Origin of the sequence: Lysinibacillus sp. NPDC097195, assembly GCF_044762075.1 — a bacterium.
Taxonomy (GTDB): Bacteria; Bacillota; Bacilli; order Bacillales_A; family Planococcaceae; genus Lysinibacillus.
In genome coordinates this window covers 299024-322952 of record NZ_JBIWDP010000003.1, presented here as the reverse complement: position 1 = coordinate 322952, position 23929 = coordinate 299024, and the positions used below count along the sequence as shown (strand labels likewise).

Genomic DNA, 23929 nt, shown 5'->3' with positions numbered 1-23929 from the left:
GAAACAAGCGCGCAGCAAAAAAGTGGTAGAAAGATTACGGTCAATCTACCACTTTTTCACGTAGTTTCTGCCGTTCAAGCAGTGAGTTTAGCCATTTTGGAAATGTAAAAAAGTTTTCGGTGCTTGGTGTTTTCTACTGTTAATTAAAGTAATACAGTGAGCCAAGCGTTCAATGCCAAGTTTAATTTGACTGTCATTTACTTGTGAAATACATAAACGTAATATATTGTCCTTTTTATATTCCGGTAAAAACATTCTAGAGGCATCATCAACATATACATGTTGTTCGTTTAGCATATGCACTATTTGCTTGGCTGTTATATTATCAGGTAAAACGATGGATAAGTAAAAACCTGATGATGGCTTAGTAAAAGAAGTATTAGCCGGGAGTAATAATTCACATGCCTCTTGCAGGATTTGCATTTTTTTAAAATAGAGCGCTTTAATTTTTTTAAGATGGTTTTCAAACATGCCATTTCTTAAATAAATTTCTAATGCTCCTTGAGATAAAGCGGAACTATTAAAATCTGCACTAAATTTATAGCGTAAAAAACTATCAACCATTTGAGTAGGTAACACGACAGTGGCTATTCTTAACCCTGGTAGGAAGATTTTCGAAAAGCTTTTGATATAAATGACTCTTCCAGAAGGGGCAAATGAAAAGAGAGGATCTGATTTGGTATTTTGGTCAAGATCGCCTAAAAAATCATCTTCCACTATATAGACATCGTATTTCTCCGCTAACTCCACAATTTTTTTCTTCTCGCTATTCGTATAACTATGACCAAGAGGATTATGAAATCTTGGAATGACATAGAAAAACTTTATGTCATGATTACGAAAAATATATTCCAAACGCTCAAGGTCAATGCCGTCCATTGTTACTTCAATACCGTAAGTTGTTACTTGATGCAACTGTATGGATTCAATTATCCCAAAATAACTCGGTTGCTCGATTAAAATATTGCTTCTGCCATTTGGAAAAGGCATTGTTACGAATAAGTTAAGTGCTTGCTGAGAGCCTGAAACGACGACCAATCTTTCGGGTTGGGTGAATACCTGTAAACTTTGCAAATATGTCGCGAGCTGTATACGCAATGAATAGAGACCTTGTTGATCGGTGTAAGTGAACAGCTCTTCTTTATATTGTTCAATCGCTTGATTCATACAATGTTGAAAATCAACGTAGGGCAATGCGTGAATATCTGGACCAGCAGAATAAAAATCAATCATTTCGTTCGCATGCTTATCATGCTGAAATTCATTCACTACATAATAACCACTTTTAGGAATGGCATAAATAACATGCTCTTGTTCCAATTGAGAATAAGCTCGAATAACCGTATTTTTACTACACGAAAATTGCTCAGATAATTGACGTACAGATGGAAGCTTACAACCTGCATAAAGTTTGCCTGTTGTTAATTGCTCTTTTACTTCCTCTATAATTTGCATGTATTTGGTATCTATATTGACTCCCCCTTTAACTGTACCAGGACAGATAAGTAAAAAAGCTATTTATTTCATATAAGTGTACCCGTTAGTATTTGATTATACCAGAAGCTGGTACCGATTATGAAAGGAGAGTGGCTGCATGCAAGTGGAGAATAAAGGGAAGCTCGGTTTGCTCTTAGGGCTAGTAGGTGTCATTTGCTTTAGTTTAACGCTGCCGTCTACAAGTGTTGCTGTAACTTATTTTGGCGCGACTGTCGTAGGGTTAGGTAGGGTAGTTGTTGCCGCTATTTTAGTAGCCGTTATATTTATTGTTAAAAAGCAAACGCTTCCTACTCGTCGGCAATTTAAAAGTCTTGGAATTGTAGCATTTGGTGTTGTTTTTGCCTTTCCACTACTTACATCGTGGGCAATGGCATCCTTGCCTGTTGCTCATGGTGCGGTGGAATTAGCGTTATTACCGTTAGCAACAGCCGGATTCGCCATGTATAGAGCAGGTGAAAAGCCATCATTCAAATTTTGGTTGTCGAGTTTCATTGGTGCGCTCGCTGTTATTGTTTATGCCATTCATCTAGGGTTTGGTCAAATACAATTTGCCGATTTAGCGTTACTTGCAGCAGTCATTATATTGGGTCTTAGTTATGCAGAAGGTGGTTTGCTGGCAAAAGAATTAGGGAGCTGGCAAGTGATTGCATGGGCCATTATGATGGGAGCGCCTTTTTTTATTATTCCGGTAATAGTCAATTTTTCAGCTGACATGCTAGATGCGCCAATACAAGCTTGGGTTAGCTTTTTGTATCTCGCCATCGTAAGTCAATTTCTTGCCTATGTTGCTTGGTATAGCGGGATGGCTATGGGCGGTATAGCAAGGGTGAGTCAAATCCAATATTTACAGCCATTTTTGATGATATTATTTGCCACCATCTTTCTAGATGAATCCATTACTTGGTTTACGCTGTTGGTTGCGGTTATCGTCGTTATAGCAGTTTTAATAGGAAAAAATGCACCAGTATTCACAAGAGGCGAAAGAATAAACAATTAAAAAAAGGAATGACATGTATGGGATATAGCTTATGGAATGACCGACTCGTATTAGATGAGAAAGTGATTATTGATTCGCAGGATCGAGGTTATCAATTTGGAGACGGCGTATATGAAGTCATTAAAGTTTATGATGGAGAGGTATTTACATTAAATGAACACCTCGATCGTTTTTATGTAAGTGCAGAGAAAATAAAACTAGCCATTCCTTATAGAAAAGATATGTTAATGCAGTTATTGCGTGACCTTGTGCAAAAAAATAAACTCGCTACTGGTCATATTTATCTTCAAATTACACGAGGCACTAGCCCACGTCAGCATCATTTTCCGGAAAAGTGTACGCCAGTTTTAATAGCAAATGTTAAGGAAAATCCACGGCCGTTAGCAAATTTCGAAAATGGTGTGAAAGCAACGGTTTTAGAGGATATTCGATGGTTGCGTTGTGATATTAAAACATTAAATTTATTGGGACCTGTATTAGCAAAGCAGGAGGCCTATGAGAAAGGTTGTTATGAGGCAATTTTACATCGTGATGGAGTCGTGACAGAGGGGGCTTCCTCGAATGTTCACGCCATTTTAGATGGGGTACTCTACACACATCCAGCGAATAATATGATTTTAAATGGCATTACACGCAATGTTATGCTCACGTGTGCAAAAGAAATGGGCCTATTAGTAAAGGAACAAGCTTTTACATTAGAGCAGTTAAAGACGATGACAGAAGTCATTATTACATCTACAACATCCGAAATTACACCTGTTATTGAAATCGATGATTATGTTGTCGGTACAGGAAAGCCAGGGGAATGGACACGTAAACTGCAAAAACAATTTAATACAAAAATTCCTGTAGCGATTTATAAGTAATCTTACGTAATACTTTATTCTATATCTGTGTTGTCCGCTACGGCGGACCTTTCCGTGGGCACACGTAAGTCGCAATCCTCGCTTGCGCGCAGGTTTGTTGCGTCTTACACTGTGTGCGTTTCCGTAGGAGCCCCCGCCTGCAGTACCATCAACTCTTCTGCAAAAGCATGAATAGCAAGGTTTCATACTTTTACATATTGAAAAAAGCCATCTGCCGTTGATAACCGCTACTGCGGAGCTTTTCAGTAAACGTAATGTTGTTTGTGTATCAAGATACCTATAGCACCCTTCAACGAATGAGCATGCACTATGTATACACTTTTACTCCTAGTAAATAATTTTCACTTATTTATAAGAATATCTTGAGAGATTAAAGTATTTTTTCCATGTAGCCAAGTCTAAAACATGTTCAATTCAATTTTTTCATACTATAAGTACATGCTTAGTCTCGGAGGGGGGTTGTATGTTTTTTCTGAAGAAGGGCTTGGTCATTATAGTAGGAAGTATTTTGATATCATTAGGCATTAACTTATTTTTAACACCTTATCAAATACTAGACGGTGGCGTTGTAGGGGTAGCGCTAATTTTGTATTATTTGTATAAACTAAAAATAGGCCTGATGATTATTATTTTAAGCATTCCAATATTCATTATAGCCTGGTTTAAATACAGAGCTTATTTCTACAATAGTGTGCATGGGTTAATTGCCTCGTCGTTTATTATTGACCTGTTAAAGCCTATAAGAAATGTCATTCAAATCGATGCGATGTATAGCGCTATATTTGGCGGAATTTTAGTTGGTTTTGGCATCGGTTTAATGCTTCGCTATCAGACAAGCACTGGAGGAACAGATCTTGTTGCACAGTTTTTAAGTGATAAAACGGGCATGAATGTAGGAATTCTTATTTTTTTTATTGATTCAATCGTTATTGTTATAGGAGGTTTTTTACTGTCCTCCAATACATTAATTTTGTCCATCGTTACTGTATTAGTCGTAGGCATTACAACAAGTATCATTACCAGTTATGCAAAATAAAAAATAGCTTCAGTATAAACTGAAACTATTGTTAGTCGAGCGTTATTGTTAGTTATTCATCATCCGTTTTTTTGGATAGGCGGGCTTTACTTCAGCGATTAAAATAGCGAGTAATATTAAGACAGCGCCTATAATCATACGGCTCGTTAGTACTTCATGTAAGAAGATGACCGATAACACCATGCCGAAAAAGGATTCTGTTGACAGAATAATGGCTGCCTTTGTAGCAGTTGTATATTGATTTGCTACGTTTTGACAAAGGTACGCAATGGTCGTTGAAAAAATACCTAAATAAATAATTGAATAGATGGCCTCTTTTTCAAGGGTAGTTGGAATATCGCCTTGACTCACGACGACTAAAATACCTAAAATGGATGCCGTTAAAAACTGAATAATCGTAAGAGCGATTGCATCTTCCTTTTGCACAAATAGGTTTGTACAAAAAATATCAAAAGCAAAGGCGACAGCACAAGCGAGAGAAAGAGCATCTCCGATATTCATTGTGAGCGAACCTTGTAAAGATAAACATCCGATTCCAACAAGCGCTATAATAGAGCCGATAATTTCATAGCCATCAATACGTCGTTTGTAGACAGCGTAGGCAATAAGCGGCACGACAATAACGTTTACTGCCGTTAAAAACGCATTTTTAGAAGGCGTCGTATATTGCAAACCGACTGTTTGAAGGGCAAAGGCAATGTACAAAATCGTTCCTAATATAATACCTTTCCAGACTACAGATTTTGTTGCTTTTTTTAACTTGTAGCCAAAAATTACGCTTAGGATAATCGAAGCTATTATAAACCTTCCTGCCATCACTTGATAGGCAGTTAAATATTCTAGTGCAACGGCTGTTATTACAAACCCGCTACCCCAAACGATAGCAGTTGTTAGAAGCATGCCATCAGCTATGTATTGTTTCATCATTTTTCCTCCTTACTCCAATAAGGATAGCATGAGAAGGAAGAAAAGAATTTGACTGTGATTCTAAACTTTCAGGCGTTTTTTTGTACTTATTCCAAAGCTTCTATTAATCTGCTAGTTTGCTATGTAATAAGTACATTTTAACGGCTGCTGATAAGCGTTCATAAAATACATAATCATTATCTAATGGTGCTACTAACTGGCGTATTTTTGTCATGCGATAGCGTATCGTATTTGGATGGCAAAAGTGTGCAACAGCTACTTCTTTAATATTACCTTTTTTTGCAATATAGGTGATGGCAGTATTCAATAAATCTGTATCGACTTTTTCATCAAGCAATGGTCCTAGATAGCTATTAACATAATTAATAGCAAAATGCGGGTCTTTCCGATGCAGTTCAATAAGTAGGCTTTCTGATCCAAGCTGTTCGTAATGACAAGTAGCAATCATATCAATTTCCGCCATGATGCGAGCAAAGAAGGCTTCGCGAACAGCAAGGTGAAGTGCTGTTTGTGTGACATGCATTTGACTGTAGCCAATCGTGAGTTGGTCTGTAGAAATATCATACATAGTCAGCCATTCAGTAAGAAATTTTTCAAAATGAAAATGCTGAGATGGGTTGGTCACGATAATAAAGATACTATTTTTATATTTACAAATAAGCCCTGTTTTTAATAGTAGCTCTAATTGTAAAAATGGTTGCATCCATTGCGTATCTTTTACTGATAGCATTTGAATATTGGCGACAAATACATAGTTTTCAAATGGTTTGTTTAACTGTTGCAAAAAAGAGGTAATTTGTTCATCGGATATTTCTTCTTGAATAAGCCGTTTCATAATGGTTTCTAAAAAGAATGTATAATCTTGTGTTTTGGCATAAGCCATTGTTTCTAAAATGATTTTTTCGAAAAATTCATCGCCGCCAAATCGTAATATCGGGAAATGATGAGCATTCGCTAAAGCGAGTACTTCGTCGGGTAAATCATTATAAATAACGGGCTTATAGGCTAAGGCGCTAGCGTCTAATTGAATAAGGCTTTTTACAGCATGTAATAAATAGTCGGGTTGCTGTTTGGCAAATAATAAACTGCTGAGTACTACACTTTTGGGTGTGAAAATTGTTTCTCGAACCGTTTCGATATCCGGAGAAAATTCAAAATCAAGAATTTCAACATTTTGGACAGGTTTATGTAAACCATTGCTACCTGCAACTACTGTAAAATCCTTTGTAATAGGCAATTGCAAAAAGTTTTTCACGTTCATTAGGGAATCTAGACCTTTCCAATAATTTATTATTAAGTATCGTACCATCATTTTAGGCTACATGAATATAGTTGCTAGCTTTTATTTGAAATGGACAAAAAGAACCGCCCACGAATGGACGGTTCCAAATTATTTTAAATGTTTGCAAAAAGGTCAGGCTTTCTATTTTTTAACGGATTGGTTTGTTCAATTGCGTAGCCTACATTTAGGATACGTCCTTCGTTAAAGGCTGGTCCAATAATTTGTAAGCCAATTGGTAAATTACCTTTAAATCCACATGGAACAGAAAGTGCTGGTAAGCCCGTTAAATTACTTGGTCCAGTGAAGCGAATAATATTGTCGATTAAGTCGACTTTTTCGCCATTCAAATCTGCAAAGTCATCGCCAATGGTATTAGCTACAATCGGTAATGTAGGTGTGATTAAAACATCTACTTGATTGAATATTTGCGTAAACTCTTGCTTAATTTGTCTCCGTACTTGTTGTGCTTGTAAATAATCAACGGCTGATGGTAATTCACCTAGCTCAAACAAAAGACGAATATCATTACCGAAATCTTGTGGTCTCGTTTGCATATCTGAGTGGTGGATAGCAGATGCCTCAGATAGAGAAGTAACAAGCTCCGCCCATTCTGCATATTGCAAGGATGGGATTTTCACAACTTCTACCTTTGCCCCTTGGTCTACTAATTGTTGAATACTTGCCCGAACTGCACGTTCAACGTCTGAATCTACTCTGTTAAAGAAATAATCCTCATTTACACCAATGACTAAATCTTTCACATCACCAGAAATTTGCTGTAAATAATGATCTACCGGTACATTGACACATGTAGGGTCTCGATGGTCAAAACCTGAAATAATTTCGAGCATGGCCGCGGCATCTTTTACCGTTTTTGTCATTGGTCCAATATGGTCTAAGCTCCAAGCAAGCGGGTAGCAGCCATATTTACTTACACGACCATGCGTAGGTTTCAAGCCGACAATGCCGCATGCTGAAGAAGGAATCCGGATTGAGCCTGCTGTATCGGTTCCTAATGATGCTACGCTTGCGCCAGCTGCTACGGCTGCACCTGAACCACCGCTAGAGCCGCCTGGGATTTTATCGAGATCCCATGGGTTGCGTACAGGTCCATAATGTGGATTATTATTGGTAATGCCCCATGCATATTCGTGCATACTTAATTTTCCGGTAAAAATAACACCAGCATCACGCAGCTTTTCTACAACGGTCGCATCATAATTTGACACAAAATCTTTATGGATCTTTGAAGACATCGTCGTGATTTTATCTTTAAAGTATAAATTATCTTTTAGTGCCAGCGGAATGCCGTGGTACATGCCGCGGTACTGACCATTTAAAATTTCTTGCTCTGCCAATTTAGCTTGCTCTAAAGCCTCATCCCGATAAAAAGCCATGTAAGCATTAATTTTCGGCTGACTTTCTTCAGCAAAGTTTAAAATTTCCTTCGTCAATTCGACGGGAGAGAGTGTTTTGTTTTCAAGTAATGGCGCCAATTCTTCTACAGATTTTAAATGTAAATCAGTTTTCAATATGGTCACCTCCAGGTATGTTGCGAATCGCGATATCCGCATCATCAATTGCAATGCCTTCTAAATTGCTGCGAAGTGATTGCATACTTTCCCACCGTGTTTGCAGTAGTTCAAGGTGCTCAGATTTTGCTGTAATTCCTCTGTTCTCCAATAGTTGTTGAATAGACAAACTCATTGACATGATCCTCCCTTGAAAATAATTTATCTCAATAGGTTTTCCTATAAAGACCTAAGAAAAAAATAAACATCTACTAGCAATCTACAATTTTCAGAATAGAAAGAAAAATACTTACTATATTTAATGATAAATAATCAAAATAATTTGTCAATAGTGACTGGCACATAAACAATTCAAAATTGTTTATGTGCCAGTCACTCGAACAATTCTGAATTCTTTTTACAACTACTTCATAGCACATTTACAATGAAAGTTTACAATGGATAATAATAACCAATTTAAGAGGTGGCAAATGGAGTCTGTTGTGAGTCAAAACGTGAAAACAAGCAGTGTTTTTTTATATTTAAATCATTTATACGAACAGCATCAAAACAATACTTTATATATAAAACGATTAAAAGCATTGCAAAAAATTATCGAGGCTAAAGATTTACATACTTATTTTCAACCGATTGTGGAGTTACAAACAATGCGAACAATGGGGTTTGAAGCATTAAATCGACCAACCCCTTCTGATTTATTTAATAGTGTCGATCAATTTTATGAATTTGTAGGACAAACAGACTGCGTCTTTTTATTTGAACGCTTTTGTCGTAACCTTTCTTTGCAGCGTTTCAAAGAGCGCCTGTATGGAGAGCTACTAAATCATGATTTTACCCTTTTTCTCAATATCCACCCAAACGTCTTACTAGATAAGAAATATAACAGTGGTGAAACATTACAATTGCTCAAAGAGCTCGATATTAAGCCACAGCAGGTAGTTTTTGAGTTAACTGAGCGCAGTGCTGTGTTAGATTTTGTGGAGTTTGAACGAGTATTATCACATTATCGTTCACAAGGTTATCGCATTGCAGTGGATGACGTGGGGTCAGGCTATAATAGTTTAAAGACGCTAATTTATTTAAAGCCTGAATTTATTAAACTAGATCGCTCATTAATTCAATTTATCGATAAAAACTGTGAACAACAGCAACTTGTTACACTATTAATGAAGTACGCTGAACAAGCCGAAACAAAAATTATTGCAGAAGGAATAGAACGGCAAGAAGAGCTCGAATATTTACAAGCCATTGGCGTCCACTATGCACAAGGATATGCGTTAGGGAAGCCAGCAAAAGATATTCAATTGGGGGAAATAAGGGTGGATGACGATGCAGATAGGAGAAGTCATAGAAAACGTTCCTTGTATTGATGAATTTGTGAAAAATAAAGAAGTCGATTTACTTTTTACGAGCAACCCATCATTGCGAAGTGTAGTTGTTGTTCGAGATGGCAGACCAATTGGACATATTACCCGCACGCATTTCTATCAAAAAATTGGTACACGTTATGGTTATCATTTATTTATGGGACGACAAAATCAGCTTATCATTAAAGATAATCCCCTTATTGTAGATTATGGGACACCTATTACCGAAGTTAGTACGGCGGCGATGGGTAGGCGAGCAGAGGATCTATATGATGATGTTATTGTCATTAGCAAAGGGCAATATGTTGGGGTAGTCAGTATTAGAGAACTGCTATTAAAGCTGGTGGAGACGCAAGTAGCCATTGCGAGTTTTTTAAATCCTCTAACAAGCTTACCTGGTAATAAATTAATAGAAGAAAAATTAGAAGAAGCATTACATCTTGAAAAATATAGTCTAATTTATTTCGATTTAGATCATTTTAAAACGTATAATGACACCTATGGTTTTAAAAAAGGGGATAATGTTTTGCTCTATTTAACTGAAATCCTCAGTAGAAATATTGCCGGTGTAAAAGATTTCTTAGGACATATCGGCGGCGATGATTTTGTAGCAATTGTTCCACATTATGAAGTGGCTGGCATTTGCCAAACGATTATTGAAGAGTTTGATGCTCGTATTATTGATTTCTATGAGCTAGAGGATTTGCTTCGAGTACAAGTTCCAAATAGAGCTGGAAAATTAGAACGTTTTACCTGTACTTCATTATCTATAGCTGTTATGACAAATGAATATCAGCAATTTACGTCCGTTGACCAAATGTCTGATGCTGTAGCTCGTTTAAAGAAAGAATGTAAAAAGATATTGGGAAGCTGTTATTTAATTAATAGTAAAGAAACCTACCTCGTCCATTAAATTTGTGTAGCGGAGCGGTGCAAAAATTACTGCAAAGCAGAAAAAAGACCTACCTCATTTAATACATGTGGTAGGTTTTTTCGTAAATATATAAACACTCATTGAAAATGTTAATAAGCGCTCCAGCCTGCGTCGGCTGCTATTGCTACACCATTAATCAGAGCTGAATCATCAGAAGCTAAAAATAGGGCGATATTCGCAATATCAGCAACTTGACCTGCTTTTGGCATAAGTTGAACACCTCGCACAGATTGTTCCATACCAAATGGGTCAACGTTGGTCATTGTCGCTGCGAAACCTGTTTCTACATGTGCTGGTGCAATCGCATTGCAACGGATATTTTGTGGACCGTAGTGAGAGGCGATGTTTTTTGTCATACCGACAACAGCATGTTTAGCGGTTGTATAAGCTAGTCCACCGCGACCACCAGTTAATCCAGCAATAGAAGCCATATTGACTATTGTTCCGCCGCCATTTTCAATAAAGATTGGTAATACTTGTCGGATGGCACGCATTACACCGTTCACATTAATGTCCATGACACGCTGCCAAATGGCATCCTCTACATTTGCAGCTGCTTGCATATTGTCACCAACTCCAGCATTATTGACTAAAATATCTATACGACCAAAATGAGATACCGTATTAGCAATCATTTTTTGGATATCCTCTTCTATAGCGACATTTACTTTAACACCAAATGCCTCTAATCCAGCTTCATTAAATTCAGTAACGGTTGCAGTCAATGCGTCCTCATTGAAGTCAGCAATGACGACCTTTGCACCTTGTTGTGCATATGTGCGTGCTATTTCTTTACCGATTCCTGCACCACTACCTGTAATAATCGCCACTTTATTTTGTAATTTTGCCATAAACATTCTCTCCTCCCAAATGTAAGTACACTATTAAACTAATATGATTGTATTCCTTTTCAGTAGTTTAATCAAACTAAATGAAGCGCTTACATTTTTAAAAATACTAATCTTAATAAAACATACTTGAATAATAGGTATTATAGGTATATAATTCGATTTACATTTATTAAAACAACTTAGGGGGCCTTCTATTGTCAACTTTACAAGTCATTCTGAACGTAGCACTGTTACTTGTGTGCGTTGGAATTTTAGTTATTATGAACAAAAAACACGTAAAATTCTCCAATCGTGTTTTTGCTGGTCTAGGCTTAGGTATTGCACTTGGTCTAGGACTGCAATTATTTTATGGTATTGATTCGGAAGTATTGGCTGAAACAACGCCTTGGTACAACATTATTGGTACTGGTTATGTGAAGTTGCTTCAAATGGTAGCAATGCCATTAGTATTTATTTCTATTTTAATTGCCTTTACGAAAATGACGATTGGCAAAAATTTCGGGAAAATGGCTGCCTTAATTTTAGCGATTTTAATTGGTACTACAGCAGTATCCGCAGGAGTAGGGATTCTATCAGCGACAATTTTTGATTTAGATGCTACGCAAATTATGCATGGCGACGCCGAAACTGAGCGTGGAGCATATTTAGAAGAAAAAACAACAAGCATGACTGCACCTGATTTACCAACGCAGATTATCGAATTGTTCCCTGCAAACCCATTCCTTGATTTAACGGGAGCTCGTTCAACATCAACAATTGCCGTAGTTATATTTGCAGCATTTTTAGGTTTTGCTTATTTACGTGTTGCGCGTAAAGATGAAGAGATGGCCGCTACTATTAAAAAAGGTATAGATGGTGTGCATGCCTTAATTATGGGTGTTGTAACGATTGTGTTACGTTTAACTCCATTCGGTATTTTAGCAATTATGGCACGTACAGTTGCAACGTCTGACTTTGGGGCAATTTACAACTTAGGCAAGTTTGTTATTGCTTCTTATGTTGCATTAATTATTATGTTCCTTGTTCATTTACTGATTCTTTCATTAAGTGGTTTAAATCCATTTACGTATGTGAAAAAAACGCTTGAAACATTGTTATTCGCCTTCACTTCACGTTCAAGTGCGGGGACTTTACCGATGAATATTAAAACGCAAACAGGAAGATTAGGTGTGCCAGAAGGGATAGCGAACTTCGCAGGTTCATTTGGTTTATCGATTGGTCAAAACGGTTGTGCCGGTGTATATCCTGCCATGTTGGCTATTATGATTGCACCGACTGTTGGTATTAATCCGCTAGATCCTGTCTTTATCATTACTGTTATTGCAGTAGTGGCGATTAGTTCATTTGGTGTAGCAGGTGTCGGTGGTGGTGCGACGTTTGCAGCGATTCTTGTATTATCGGCGCTTCACTTACCAGTTGCACTTGCTGGGATTTTAATTTCAGTTGAGCCATTAATTGATATGGGACGTACTGCATTAAACGTAAGTGGTTCGATGACAGCAGGGGTTACAACAGCACGTGTAACGAAAGAGTTAGACACAGAAGTATATAATAACAAAGCAGTTAGCGCACAAGTCGCTGACTTATAGGCTCTTTAATAGTGGAAATAGTATGCTAAGTGGTTGCTTAGTATACTATTTTTTTGCGTTGGGCAAGAAGGAGGGGATTAAAGGTAGGTGTTACAGATTGCGTTTTTTTAAGCTGATTGTAGGCTTTTAAAGCGTAGTCATCCACTGTGCTAACACTCAATATAATATAATCGGCAAGCGCCCCTAGCACCTTGCTAAAAGCGTTTAACGTAATATGCGTTTTAAATAAATTTACTAAAAATTCTAAATTGTTTGGGTGCCTGGCACTAAAAAGGGCCCTAAAAAAAGAGTACGGGAGCGAATAAAGCTCCCGTACTCTTTTTAGCACCATTAGCGCACTGTTAATAAGTATTTTTTATATTATCTGCACTTTTAGCAGTGTCATCCACGTACTTCGCGATTGTGTGGTTGTCAGCTGTAATGCTTTCAATTGATGCATTCATCTGTTGCAGTGTTGCAGTGGCTTCCTCAATAATTGCTGCAAAGTCATTTGTTGATGTATCAACATTTTGGCTATTTACAGCTACTTCATTTGATAATTGCTCAAATTCATTAAATTGCGTTTTTAATGAATGTAAAATGTCGCTTAATTGAATGAAGTTTGCATTAACTAACTTTGTAGACTCTACACTTTGATGTAATGTATCACTACTTTTTTGCATATTAACCTGTGCTAATTTATTTGTTGTATTAACATCCGTTAAATTTTCTGTAATTTTAACGGTAATATTATTCGTTAAATCTGCTAAGTTTCTTATTTCTTGCGCCACAACGGAGAAACCTTTTCCGGCATCTCCGGCACGAGCTGCCTCGATAGAAGCATTTAAAGCCAATAGGTTAGTTTGTTCTGTAATTTGTTGGATATCGTTCGCAAACTGATTTGTTTCTTCTATTTTTTCAGTTAAAGCTTTGAAATTTTCGCTTAAGTTAGCAATAACGTCTTGAAGACTATTCATTTCAGTGGTTAGCAGGTGAACTTTTTTATGGCCTTCATCTGCTAGATTGCTAGATTGAACAGAATCATCTATTAAACGAACTGTTATTTCGTTCATAGAGTGGATTGCAGCTAAGTTATTTTGTGCACTGTCTGCTATTTTAGAAATTTGTTCACTTTGTATCATACTACCTGTTGATACTTCATTCATCGCTATTTGAATCTCTTCTTGCGATCTTAAACTAAACTGAACTTTTTCGTTAATTTTACTAATACTATCAGCAATAACATCGATTTCTCGTTCTAGATGCATTTTATGTTCTTCTTTTAACTTCGCATCTGCTTCGGCTATTTCACTATACTCTTGTAATTTTTTAAATTGATTTTGATTCATACGAATTAATATTGTTAATAGAAAACCAACAAAAAGATAAATGATAACAAAAGAACTTATATTTACGACATAGGGCTTAAATTCAGGTGAAGGGAAAAGGTAAATTAGGATAAGCGTTACTAAACCTAAAGCATAACCAACACCGAAAATTTTGTTGTTAAATTGCACAGCAGCAAATACCGCAAAGAAAAATATGGATAGCGCTGTAGACAATTGACCGCCATGAATCAATACTAAACAGATATTAAAAATATTCATAACGATAACGATTAAGTAGGGGAATACAATTTCCTTCTTATAACGATTACTAATTATGTATATCAATGGATAAAATATAATTTGCGCGCTATAGAAAAGGATAATCCAAATATCTGGCTTTAAAGAAAATGTACCAATTAGACCTAAAATTGTAGAAGCTAAATAAGTGAAAAGCATTAGTTTGTTCTTATTTTTTAAGTCTATTAATTTTAATTGCTCAATCATATTGCACTAAAGACCTCCTGTAAAATTGTTATATTAAAATAGTAATTAATCACTAATAAAGGAAATAATTTACCTTTAAATTAATGGTTAAGATTGATTATATTAATTTTATTAGTAAGTAGTAAAGACTTATTTTCGATTTTTTCCTATGTTAGTTATAACTACCTATTTATGAGGTGAGAAAAATAGATAAAAATACTTTTGTGTAGATAGAAAAAAAGGCGCTGTCAAGTACTTTTTCTTCTGAAAATGAATTTTCTGTGAAATTAATTAATTTAATATTAAACAGTTTAATGGTAAAATAAATTGCAGGTCACAGAAGTTTCACATTTGTTGGAGGTGTTTACGTGGGGCGAAAACAAGATAAAGTCTAGTGTAGTGGGGTTTTAGAGGTGAATTAATCAACTGCGTTATTGCTTGCAGAAACATTAAAAGTAAGCTATCGCGGGTTTATATAAAAAGAGTGTATAAGCATTTTGATATAGTCAGTGCGCAAGGATTCCACTTCATTAAAAAATCAATTTTCAAGGAAACCGTAAATTCTTTTTATAAAGTAGATCCAACTTAAATATTGTGCATATAGCTAATGCTAATGGCGCAAGTTAAGTAAAGCAAGTATACAACATTATGTCTTTTTTATCATTACGTTATTGCTAAATTGTAGTCTTATGGCGAAATTTGGCGTTTCGTGTAAAATAAATTTTTTTAAATAAAAGGAGAAATAGGGAAATGAGTGCTAATAAGAAAAAGTTTCACTTTGCATGGCTAGTTTTACTAGGTTTATGTATTACAGTCGGTCTAGCTAAGTCTGGACTAAACAGTTCTGCAGGTCTATTCTTACCATCAGTATCGGAAGACATTGGTGTAGGTCTAGGGAATTTAACGTTATATCTAAGTATTTCATCAATCGTAACAATGATCTTCCTACCAATTGGTGGTAAGTTAATGGCTAAATACGATACACGTATTTTACTTGTTGTTGCAATTATTTTACAAGCAGGTTCTTTCGCTTTATTCGGTATGATGAGCTCAGTATGGGGCTGGTATATCCTTGCGATTCCTCTAGCTGTTGGTGGTGTATTAATCACAGTATTAGCAGGTCCGGTATTAATTAATCAATGGTTTAAACAACGCAGTGGATTAGCTTTAGGTATTATTACTGCTTCAGGTGGTTTAATTGGAGCTTTCTCTTCTCCGGTAATTGGTAACTTAATTGCTAACCAAGGTTGGAGAAGTGCTTATATTATGGTAGGTGTTGCAGCTATCGTAATTATTGTTCCAACAATTATTTTCTTCTTAAGAAAATCACCTCAAGAAAAAGGTTTATTACCTTATGGTGCTGAAGCAACTAACACTGACGAGAAAAAAGTAGAGAAAGATACTAGTAATTCTGGTATTTCTTTCGCAGATGCTAAAAAATCATTAGCATTTTCATTATTACTGTTGTTCTTCTTTATCATTACTTCTGTAGCAAGTTTCTCAATTCACATTCCAACATACCTTGTGAATCAAGGATTTAGTGTGAAATTTGCTGGTAACATTATGTCTGCTTTAATGGTCGGCGTACTTTTAGGTTCTATTCTCTTTGGTTATTTAATCGATAAAATCGGACCAAAAACTACGACAATTATCGCGATGGTAATTGGATTAGTATCAATGTTATTATTGTTATTCTTTGTACAAAGTACAATTGCAATTGTAGTGGCTGTTGGCCTATTCGGTTTCGTATCAGCTTGTATCGGAACATTAGCTCCTGCTATTACTGCTGCATTATTCGGTAATAAAGATTACAGTCAAATCTATTCAACGGTATCTATCGGTTTGGCAGTTGCGGGTATTATCGCACTACCAGCATATGGCTACATTTTTGACTTTACTGGAAGCTACACTCCTGTATTATGGATCATTGTTGTTATGTTAATTATTAATATCATTGCTGTACTAGTTGCTTTCGGCAATAAAGAAAAAATGGTGAAAAATGGTTTGTGGAAATAAGCCATATCATTAATTATAAATAATGGTATTAGACTACACCCCGCTTGTTGGACAAGCGGGGTGTAGTTTTTTTATTTCCTGTTAAAATTCAGAATTGTTTGGGTGCCTGACTTAAATGGGTATTTAAATTATTTTTACGTAAAAATCTTTGCCGTTTATTATTTCAGGTACTTCAATATTGTAATAAGTTTTATAGTAATCATAAATATTTCGCGCTAAACCGGAGTGTCCATTTAAATAAGTTCCCTTTTTAATCTCTTTCCTTGGGTTGTGGAAATCAAAATATAAGCGTGAATCGTGGCACATTGTATTTAAAATGGCTTTAAACTCTTGTTCCTCAATATGAATGCCTCGTGTATACCGGCACTCTCTTCGATACGTATCGTGTGAGACATTCACTGGAGAAGGCTCTAAAATCATTTCGATTTTTCTATTCAAATGTCAACAGCTCCTTTCAAGACTCTTACTAATATTATTCCATCTATTATAAAGTTGTCAGAAAATTATATCAATATTAAACTGTCGCAAAGATTTTACATACTTCACTAGTGGGGAGGCATTTGTTAAACTACCAATCCTGTTGTTGCATTTCCTCTGCTATCACTTGGAGATCATAGGAGTTAATAGTTAGAAGTATATAGTCATGGTTTTCCATATATTTTTCAGCCAAGCGCTTGATATACTGCGGGGAGCCTTCATTTTCTTCATCATAGACGAGCAATAGACCATCCGTATTTTGAATAATAAATTTGTCTTTCTCAGTGAATTGCCAAGGCGCTTCATATGGTTTTTTTGTGACACTCGTTACAAAGTCTGCCCGTGCCACAAGCGACTGATATTTTTCTTGTTTCATTTCTTGCCAGTTCTTGTCCTGCTCTAAAAAAGGTGTAATGATGGCATATTTTAAGTCAGGGAACTCTTCCTTTAACGTTAAGACAACTTCGGCAGCCCATGTTTCCACGCCTTGCTGACCACTAATAATAACCCATTCTAACCCTTCATCTATTAAAATTCTCAAGCGGTTTTCTAACGCTTTTTTAATGATAGGAATTCCTGGATGCTTGTCGTTAAATATTCCTAGTTCATGTGGTTTATAACCTGTAATTATCATTCGTTGTAACACTAAAAAGCCCCCTAAGCTGTTTTTGTACTTACAGTATACAGTAGGGGGCGTTTGAAAACGAATAACAGAAGGGGCTAAGAGATGTGATGCAATATTTAGCAACGGGTATTTGATGAAAGTAGTTAGCGATTAAAGTGCAAAAATTGTTAAAACGAACGTAACTGTTGCGCAAATGCCTAGAAACCACCAAGTGTCAGTGAAATCCTCTTTAGAGCCACTATTCATTTGAATTACTTCCTTTCTGTTTAATCCGACTACTCCAAGACCCATTTGTCCAAATGCAAAGTACTGCTTTAAATGGACCCCATTTTCACCTTTTTCACATTGCAAGCTATATACTGCAATGCAAAAATGCCCTCAAACATACTTAATTTGAAGAATAAGCCTAGACTATATCCGTAAAACACAGTAGTACAAATAAAGTTTGCAATAAGATTGGTCAACGATAACTTACCGACACTTTCAAAAGCAAGGCTGTAAAGCTCGTGATTGAAATAGAAAGGCGGCTAAACAAAGCTCCTGCTGCTAACAGCAATGAGCCTGCTATAAGCAACATGTCATTTGTGTAAGTTCTAGGTATGATTTCTCACAAGTGCCATGCGGAAAAATAATGGACTGACAATAAGCGCTATAGAATAGTAGTGGATTATCAAAGCCAGGAGGTAAAACGTTTAAGCGGAAATCATAAATTTCTTGATAGCTTCCATTAGCATAGCGCATAGATGGTATTCGCTTTATCAATTTAGACGTCCATTGCCTTTTTATCTTCAATGAGCCATCATTTGAACTATAAGTGAAGGCTGTCGCTACTAAAAATAATAGGCTACCTCAAATAAATAATGTTTTTGCTGTGCGATTTATGAACGGAATGGAAAATAACATAAAATAGCCATAACTAAGTAAAAGGCGGTCTTCCCATAAAGGTGTTTCGTGGAATAATCTAAGTGCAAAAAAAACGGTGCACGGCGTAAAAAATGAAAAAAAGTGTTAGATTGATTGCAGTCAATCTAACACTTTTCATCGTTATTTATCTTTTACATTGCTCCGATGGTTGTTCCAGTTTCACATAGCGCCATAAACTATTGGCGATATCACGTGCTTCAGCTGCATGTTCTGTTCCGACAAATGCTTTTCTGAAAGGCGTAAGTAGCGATTCAATAATAAAGAGCTTTGGTTTTTGCTTTTGAAGTTCTTCTAAAAGGAATGTTGCAAACTCAAAACCTTCGAGTGTTTCGTCCTCTGAAAGTCCCTTTATAAAGCCTTGCAATTGCTCAATCACCACTTCTTTGCTTACATGTTGATAATTTATGACGTTTTGTATCGCGTTAATCATGTCCGCACTAATAAGCACTTCTTTTGATTCAAGCATAGTAGGTATAATTACGCTTATATTGCGTAATGCTACTCGTACAATTGCTTCGCGGTTTAAATATTTATAATCAGCTACTAACACGGCACGTAAAGAAATATTAATCATCCCGAATGTTTGAACGGCACATTCATAGCTCATCGGTCTAATTTCTTCACCAAACACTTGGACAAGTCGATTTGCAAGCCACTCTAGTTCTTGGAAGTGATAATTTAACAGGATTTTTTTTAGCTCCCTATCCCGTGAATGGAAAATTGATTCAAAAATTTGTACTAGGTTGTGCTCGCGATTAACATGCATCAATACAGCAACTTGCTGTGTTAATATTTCTAAATCTGTAGGATCTTTTCCGTAAAGAAGCTCGTGTCGACGATTACTTGCTTCCTCGCGACCCTCGTCTAAAATGGCGATTAAGCATTCGTTCTTAGAAACAAAGTGATTGTAGAAAGTGCCCTTTGAAACTTTGGCTGCGCTAATAATATCGTTAATGGAAGTATCTAAAAATCCTTTTGCTGTAAATAGCTCCCGAGCTGCAGTGATAATTTGTCTTTTTCTTTTGTTCATGACCTCACCTTTTTAAATTATTATACTCGTATTCTACAATGTAAACGCTTATATATCAACGTTTTAAAATTTTTTAATCTTAATTGTTGAAAAAAGTAGACTGCGAGTATAAAATTAGTTTTATCGCAAAACAACAAGGAAGAAAGAGGGATATAAATGAATAATGACTTAACAATGAAAAAGCCCCCTTATGGCATGATTGCCATTTTGTTCGTGGGTGCTTTTGTTGCTTTTCTTAACAACACATTGTTAAATGTTGCATTGCCAACAATCATGAAAGATTTTGGTATTACGTATGCACAAGTACAATGGCTTGCAACGGGTTATATGCTTGTAAGTGGTATTTTAGTACCTGCTTCAGCATTTTTCGTGACACGCTTTAAAAATAGACATTTATTTATTGCTGCAATGTCTATCTTTACAATAGGTACAATTATGGCAGGCTTTGCTCCAACGTTTGGCTTGTTGCTTGCAGGTCGTATGGTGCAAGCAGCGGGGGCTGCGAGTATGTCGCCATTATTAATGAACGTTATGTTGACTAGCTTCCCGAAAGAAAAACGTGGAGCAGCAATGGGCGTATTCGGGTTAGTTATGATTGCTGCACCGGCGATTGGCCCAACATTATCAGGGTATATTGTTGAACACCATGACTGGCGTATGCTATTCCAAATGATAATACCATTTGCAATTATCAGTCTGCTATTTGGTATTTGGAAATTAGATAACGTAATGGAAACACGTAAAGTGCACTTAGATATTCCTTCCGTATTATTATCTACAATTGCGTTTGGTGGTATTCTATACGGTTTCAGTACTGCTGGTGATAAAGGATGGTCTAGTCCTTGGGTTTACGGTACGATTATCATCGGGTTTATTTCTTTATTTATCTTCATCTTTAAACAATTACGTATGGAACAGCCTTTACTAGAGCTACGTATTTACAAATATCCAATGTTTGCTTTAGCTTCTGGTATTTCTGTAATTGTTTCGATGGCGATGTTCTCTGGGATGATTTTAACGCCTGCATATGTGCAATCAATTCGTGGCATTGAGCCTTTTGAAGCTGGTTTAATGATGCTTCCGGGTGCACTTGCAATGGGGATTATGTCTCCAATTACTGGTAAACTTTTTGATAAGTTCGGACCACGAATTTTAGCCATCACAGGTTTAACAATTACTACAATTGCAACATTCGGTTTAACAAAATTAGCGTTAGATTCTAGTTATACATTTATCGTATCGCTGTATACAATTCGTATGTTAGGTATGTCAATGGTAATGATGCCAATTATGACGAATGGTTTAAATCAATTACCACAAATGATGAACCCACATGGTACGGCAATCAACAATACATTACAACAAGTAGCTGGGGCTATTGGTAGTGCGGTTTTAGTTACATTTATGAATAATCGTACAAAATCAACAGCAGCTGACTTAATTGCCGAAGCTAAGGAGAAAGCAGCACAATCAGGTGTTGTACCTACAGCAGAGCAAATGCAACAAATGCAAGAACAAATTATGCAAAATGCTTTATTAGATGGTATTACACATTCCTTCTTAATCGCGGCATTCCTGACAGTAGTTGCCTTAATACTTGCGTTCTTCTTAAAACGTGTAAAAGTAGAAAGTGCAGCAGCTACAATGGACTTGAAAAAACCTACAAAATAATTAAAGATACAAAAAGAATCCCACCGACAAGCTTGTCGGTGGGATTTTTATTGAAGAATTGTTTGAGTGCCTGACACTTCTCAGAACACTTCTCAGAACACTTCTCAGGTGCATTTCCCCGGGTGAAAAGTGTGGGATAACCCTCGTGAATGCTTGAATTGTTGAGGCTTTCTATGTTCCTGTCAAAGGCTTGTTTTTCATAAATTTCTAAATTGTTTGAGTGACTGGCACTCAAACAATTTAGTTATCTTTTTTAAAGAGGGCTCCTGGCCAAAATGCGTACTTGCCAAGTACTGTTGTAATGGCTGGAACTAGTAATGGTCGCACGATAAACGTATCGAGTAAAATACCGATAGCTGTCACGACACCAAATTGAACTAATACTTGAATTGGTAATGTAGCAAGCACTGCGAATGTACCTGCTAAAATAAGCCCGGCTGATGTGATTACACTACCAGTATGCACAACGCCTTCTTCTACTGCTGTTAAGTGATCCTTCGTTTTGCGTTTCTTCCAAATCTCTGAAATCATAAAGATATTATAATCCTCACCAAGTGCCACTAAGAATACAAAGGCATATAGCGGAATGGAGCCTGAAATGGCCTCTGCGCCCATAATATGATGCAAAATAAGCCATCCTGCACCAAGTGCGCCGAAATACGAAATAATAACTGTAGCAAGCAAATAAACGGTTGCTGTTACTGAACGTAAATAGACAAATAATAAGACGGCTATTAAAGCAATCATTGTCGGCATGATGACAGATTCATCACGTTCAGTCACTTGTTTTGTATCGTATTGACTAGCTGTTTCTCCACCAATCCATACGTGGCTATCAGCATTTTTTATTCCGGCATCTTTAAGTAACTGTACAACTTCTTCTTTTAATTCCGGAATATGATCTAAAGATTCCTGTGCATATGGGTTTGCATTGAATGATAACTCGTATAATTGAATAGAATTGTTTTTCGTACCAATTTGCACATCTGAAACATTATCAATATATGAAATGTTTGTAAGTTGTTGTTGTAAATCTACATCATTACCCTGTGTATCGATAACTAGCTGTACTGGTGCTAGCTCGCCAGGTGAAAAATTCTCTTCTATTAAAGTAAAGCCTTCACGGGACGGCATATCTTCTGGGAATGAAGATAATAAGTCGAATGTATATTGGATTCGTGGTACAAAGGCTGCTAAGCCACCAAGGAGCAAGACAGTGACTGCAATAACTATCCAAGGCTTGTGCGTTACAAAGCGCCCAATTTTATGACTAACTTTATGTGAAGATTTGTGCTGTTTTTTGCCCTTAGCTTTTGCCATTTCCTCTGTACGAGGAGTGAAAGGGAAAAAGGCTACGCGCCCAATAATTACGAGAATAGCTGGCAAGACAACTAGTGCTGCAATCCCCATGATTAATACACCAAAGCTAAATGGCACTGCGAAGCGTTGGAAAGAACCATAATGGGCAAGACTAAGCGTAGCAAGACCAATAACAACCGTTAAGGCACTCATCATAATAGCGCCACCCGATTCTTTCACAGCGAGTTTCATTGCTGTCGCCTTATCCTCAACAGTAAATAAAATTTCTCGATATTTTGAAATTAAGAATAAACAATAGTCTGTTCCTGCACCAAATAATAATACGGTCATAATGGAAACAGCTTGTGAATCTTTATCAATCCATCCTTGCTCTGCAAAGAACCCGAGCGTTGGGCTAATGACACCATAAGCAAGGCCTACAACGATTAATGGGATAATTGCAAGTAATGGAGAACGATAAATTAAAATTAATAACACTAATACAAGAAGCACTGTCGCAATCATTAATTTCACATCAGCTTGTGAAAATAAGCTAACGGCATCAGTTGCAATGCCGACAGGTCCAGAATAGCGCACATGGAGTGCATCGCTTGATAAATCTTTATCTAATTGGACATTATTAGCATCCATTGTTTTTGTTAATGTATCAAGACTTTCTTGTAAAGCATCGGTTGAAGCATCTTTTTCAAAAAATACAGGTGTAACAATAGTAGAACCATTTTCAGATGTAGATGCTGCAAATGCCTGTGGGGGCATTTGATCATAAGGTGGAACTAAAGTTTGTTTATCTAAAGGATTAGCATTAAGTTCTGCATAAACCTTTTGAATGGCACTAAAATCTTCGTTTGTTAACCCGCTTTCTCTATGCCAAACGAGCAATAATGGGGTACCGGCATCATTTGGGAATTCGTCAGCAATAATTGCTGCTGCTTGCTCAGACATTTCATTATCGGGTAAATTTTTACCTGATTCACTGTCTATGCTATTAATCTGTGGCCAAGCAAATGACAGGACGAGGACAAGTAAAACCCAGCATCCGAGTGCTAAAAAGCGCCCTTTTTTATTTGCCACCATTGAGCCCCATTGCTCAAGTGGATGTTTTTTCATGAGAAAACCTCCGTTTCATGTAATGTATATTAATTATATATACTAGAAGGTTAATTAATCAATAAAGAAGTTTTGATATGTTATAATATGA

20 protein-coding genes and 1 pseudogene are annotated in these 23929 nt (G+C 36.5%); 8 read left to right on the top strand and 13 right to left on the bottom strand.

Annotated elements, in window-relative coordinates; translation table 11 throughout:
• Positions 1-87 precede the first annotated feature (87 nt).
• A complete protein-coding gene (locus ACIQXI_RS16805) occupies positions 88-1455 on the bottom strand; it encodes an aminotransferase-like domain-containing protein (RefSeq protein ID WP_402927211.1) in 1368 nt (455 codons plus the stop codon).
• Positions 1456-1594: 139 nt separating this feature from the next.
• On the opposite strand from ACIQXI_RS16805, the gene ACIQXI_RS16800 reads away from it, so the two are divergent.
• The 3 genes from ACIQXI_RS16800 (at position 1595) to ACIQXI_RS16790 (ending at position 4396) form a co-directional block, all read left to right on the top strand.
• Positions 1595-2494, top strand: coding sequence for a DMT family transporter (locus tag ACIQXI_RS16800; protein WP_402927208.1), 900 nt, complete (start codon positions 1595-1597; stop codon positions 2492-2494).
• A 17-nt stretch (positions 2495-2511) separates the two neighbouring features.
• Positions 2512-3360, top strand: coding sequence for a D-amino-acid transaminase (dat, locus tag ACIQXI_RS16795; protein WP_402927205.1), 849 nt, complete (start codon positions 2512-2514; stop codon positions 3358-3360).
• A 463-nt stretch (positions 3361-3823) separates the two neighbouring features.
• Positions 3824-4396 carry a YitT family protein gene (locus tag ACIQXI_RS16790; protein WP_402927202.1) on the top strand — a complete coding sequence of 191 codons (573 nt, stop codon included), beginning with the start codon at positions 3824-3826 and terminating at the stop codon, positions 4394-4396.
• 48 nt (positions 4397-4444) lie between these two features.
• Here ACIQXI_RS16790 and ACIQXI_RS16785 read toward each other — a convergent pair whose 3' ends face one another.
• The 4 genes from ACIQXI_RS16785 to ACIQXI_RS16770 form a co-directional block, all read right to left on the bottom strand.
• Complete coding sequence (locus ACIQXI_RS16785; RefSeq protein ID WP_402927199.1) at positions 4445-5320, bottom strand: DMT family transporter; 876 nt, start codon at positions 5318-5320, stop codon at positions 4445-4447.
• A gap of 106 nt (positions 5321-5426) precedes the next feature.
• Positions 5427-6584 (bottom strand): PucR family transcriptional regulator, encoded by a 1158-nt coding sequence (locus ACIQXI_RS16780; RefSeq protein WP_402927196.1) that lies wholly within the window; start codon positions 6582-6584, stop codon positions 5427-5429.
• Between the two features lie 134 nt (positions 6585-6718).
• Positions 6719-8137, bottom strand: coding sequence for an amidase (locus ACIQXI_RS16775; protein WP_402927193.1), 1419 nt, complete (start codon positions 8135-8137; stop codon positions 6719-6721).
• Entirely contained in the window at positions 8127-8312 is a 186-nt protein-coding gene (locus tag ACIQXI_RS16770) for a hypothetical protein (protein ID WP_402927190.1), read from the bottom strand. Before ACIQXI_RS16770 ends, ACIQXI_RS16775 begins: the two co-directional genes overlap by 11 nt.
• 295 nt (positions 8313-8607) lie before the next feature.
• Here ACIQXI_RS16770 and ACIQXI_RS16765 point away from each other — a divergent pair, with 295 nt between their 5' ends.
• Together ACIQXI_RS16765 and ACIQXI_RS16760 are read left to right on the top strand one after the other, a co-directional pair.
• On the top strand, positions 8608-9507 hold the full coding sequence (locus ACIQXI_RS16765; RefSeq protein ID WP_402927187.1) for an EAL domain-containing protein: 900 nt from the start codon (positions 8608-8610) through the stop codon (positions 9505-9507).
• The gene (locus ACIQXI_RS16760; protein ID WP_402927185.1) at positions 9467-10417 is read left to right on the top strand and encodes a GGDEF domain-containing protein; all 951 of its coding nucleotides are present in this window, start codon (positions 9467-9469) and stop codon (positions 10415-10417) included. Before ACIQXI_RS16765 ends, ACIQXI_RS16760 begins: the two co-directional genes overlap by 41 nt.
• A gap of 110 nt (positions 10418-10527) precedes the next feature.
• Here the strand turns inward: ACIQXI_RS16760 and ACIQXI_RS16755 are convergent, their stop codons facing one another.
• Positions 10528-11289, bottom strand: coding sequence for a glucose 1-dehydrogenase (locus ACIQXI_RS16755; protein ID WP_402927182.1), 762 nt, complete (start codon positions 11287-11289; stop codon positions 10528-10530).
• A gap of 194 nt (positions 11290-11483) precedes the next feature.
• On the opposite strand from ACIQXI_RS16755, the gene ACIQXI_RS16750 reads away from it, so the two are divergent.
• On the top strand, positions 11484-12878 hold the full coding sequence (locus ACIQXI_RS16750; RefSeq protein WP_402927180.1) for an L-cystine transporter: 1395 nt from the start codon (positions 11484-11486) through the stop codon (positions 12876-12878).
• A gap of 341 nt (positions 12879-13219) precedes the next feature.
• Here ACIQXI_RS16750 and ACIQXI_RS16745 read toward each other — a convergent pair whose 3' ends face one another.
• Positions 13220-14689 carry a methyl-accepting chemotaxis protein gene (locus ACIQXI_RS16745; RefSeq protein WP_402927177.1) on the bottom strand — a complete coding sequence of 490 codons (1470 nt, stop codon included), beginning with the start codon at positions 14687-14689 and terminating at the stop codon, positions 13220-13222.
• Between the two features lie 729 nt (positions 14690-15418).
• On the opposite strand from ACIQXI_RS16745, the gene ACIQXI_RS16740 reads away from it, so the two are divergent.
• A complete protein-coding gene (locus ACIQXI_RS16740) occupies positions 15419-16684 on the top strand; it encodes an MFS transporter (protein ID WP_402927174.1) in 1266 nt (421 codons plus the stop codon).
• A gap of 123 nt (positions 16685-16807) precedes the next feature.
• On the opposite strand, the gene ACIQXI_RS16735 is transcribed toward ACIQXI_RS16740, so the two are convergent.
• The 5 genes and pseudogenes from ACIQXI_RS16735 to ACIQXI_RS16715 all read right to left on the bottom strand — a co-directional run bounded on the left by ACIQXI_RS16735 (position 16808) and on the right by ACIQXI_RS16715 (position 19740).
• Complete coding sequence (locus ACIQXI_RS16735) at positions 16808-17122, bottom strand: hypothetical protein (protein WP_402927171.1); 315 nt, start codon at positions 17120-17122, stop codon at positions 16808-16810.
• A gap of 130 nt (positions 17123-17252) precedes the next feature.
• Complete coding sequence (locus ACIQXI_RS16730) at positions 17253-17807, bottom strand: SLOG family protein (RefSeq protein WP_402927169.1); 555 nt, start codon at positions 17805-17807, stop codon at positions 17253-17255.
• Between the two features lie 129 nt (positions 17808-17936).
• A complete protein-coding gene (locus ACIQXI_RS16725) occupies positions 17937-18137 on the bottom strand; it encodes a hypothetical protein (protein ID WP_402927167.1) in 201 nt (66 codons plus the stop codon).
• Positions 18101-18265, bottom strand: a pseudogene (locus ACIQXI_RS16720) (DUF418 domain-containing protein); the annotation flags it as partial. The gene ACIQXI_RS16725 and the pseudogene ACIQXI_RS16720, both read right to left, overlap by 37 nt.
• A 569-nt stretch (positions 18266-18834) precedes the next feature.
• Positions 18835-19740, bottom strand: coding sequence for a TetR/AcrR family transcriptional regulator (locus ACIQXI_RS16715; protein ID WP_402927164.1), 906 nt, complete (start codon positions 19738-19740; stop codon positions 18835-18837).
• Positions 19741-19896: 156 nt separating this feature from the next.
• Here ACIQXI_RS16715 and ACIQXI_RS16710 point away from each other — a divergent pair, with 156 nt between their 5' ends.
• Positions 19897-21411, top strand: coding sequence for an MDR family MFS transporter (locus ACIQXI_RS16710; protein WP_402927162.1), 1515 nt, complete (start codon positions 19897-19899; stop codon positions 21409-21411).
• Between the two features lie 240 nt (positions 21412-21651).
• On the opposite strand, the gene ACIQXI_RS16705 is transcribed toward ACIQXI_RS16710, so the two are convergent.
• Positions 21652-23838, bottom strand: a complete 2187-nt coding sequence (locus ACIQXI_RS16705; protein WP_402927160.1) for an MMPL family transporter — start codon at positions 23836-23838, stop codon at positions 21652-21654.
• Positions 23839-23929 lie beyond the last annotated feature (91 nt).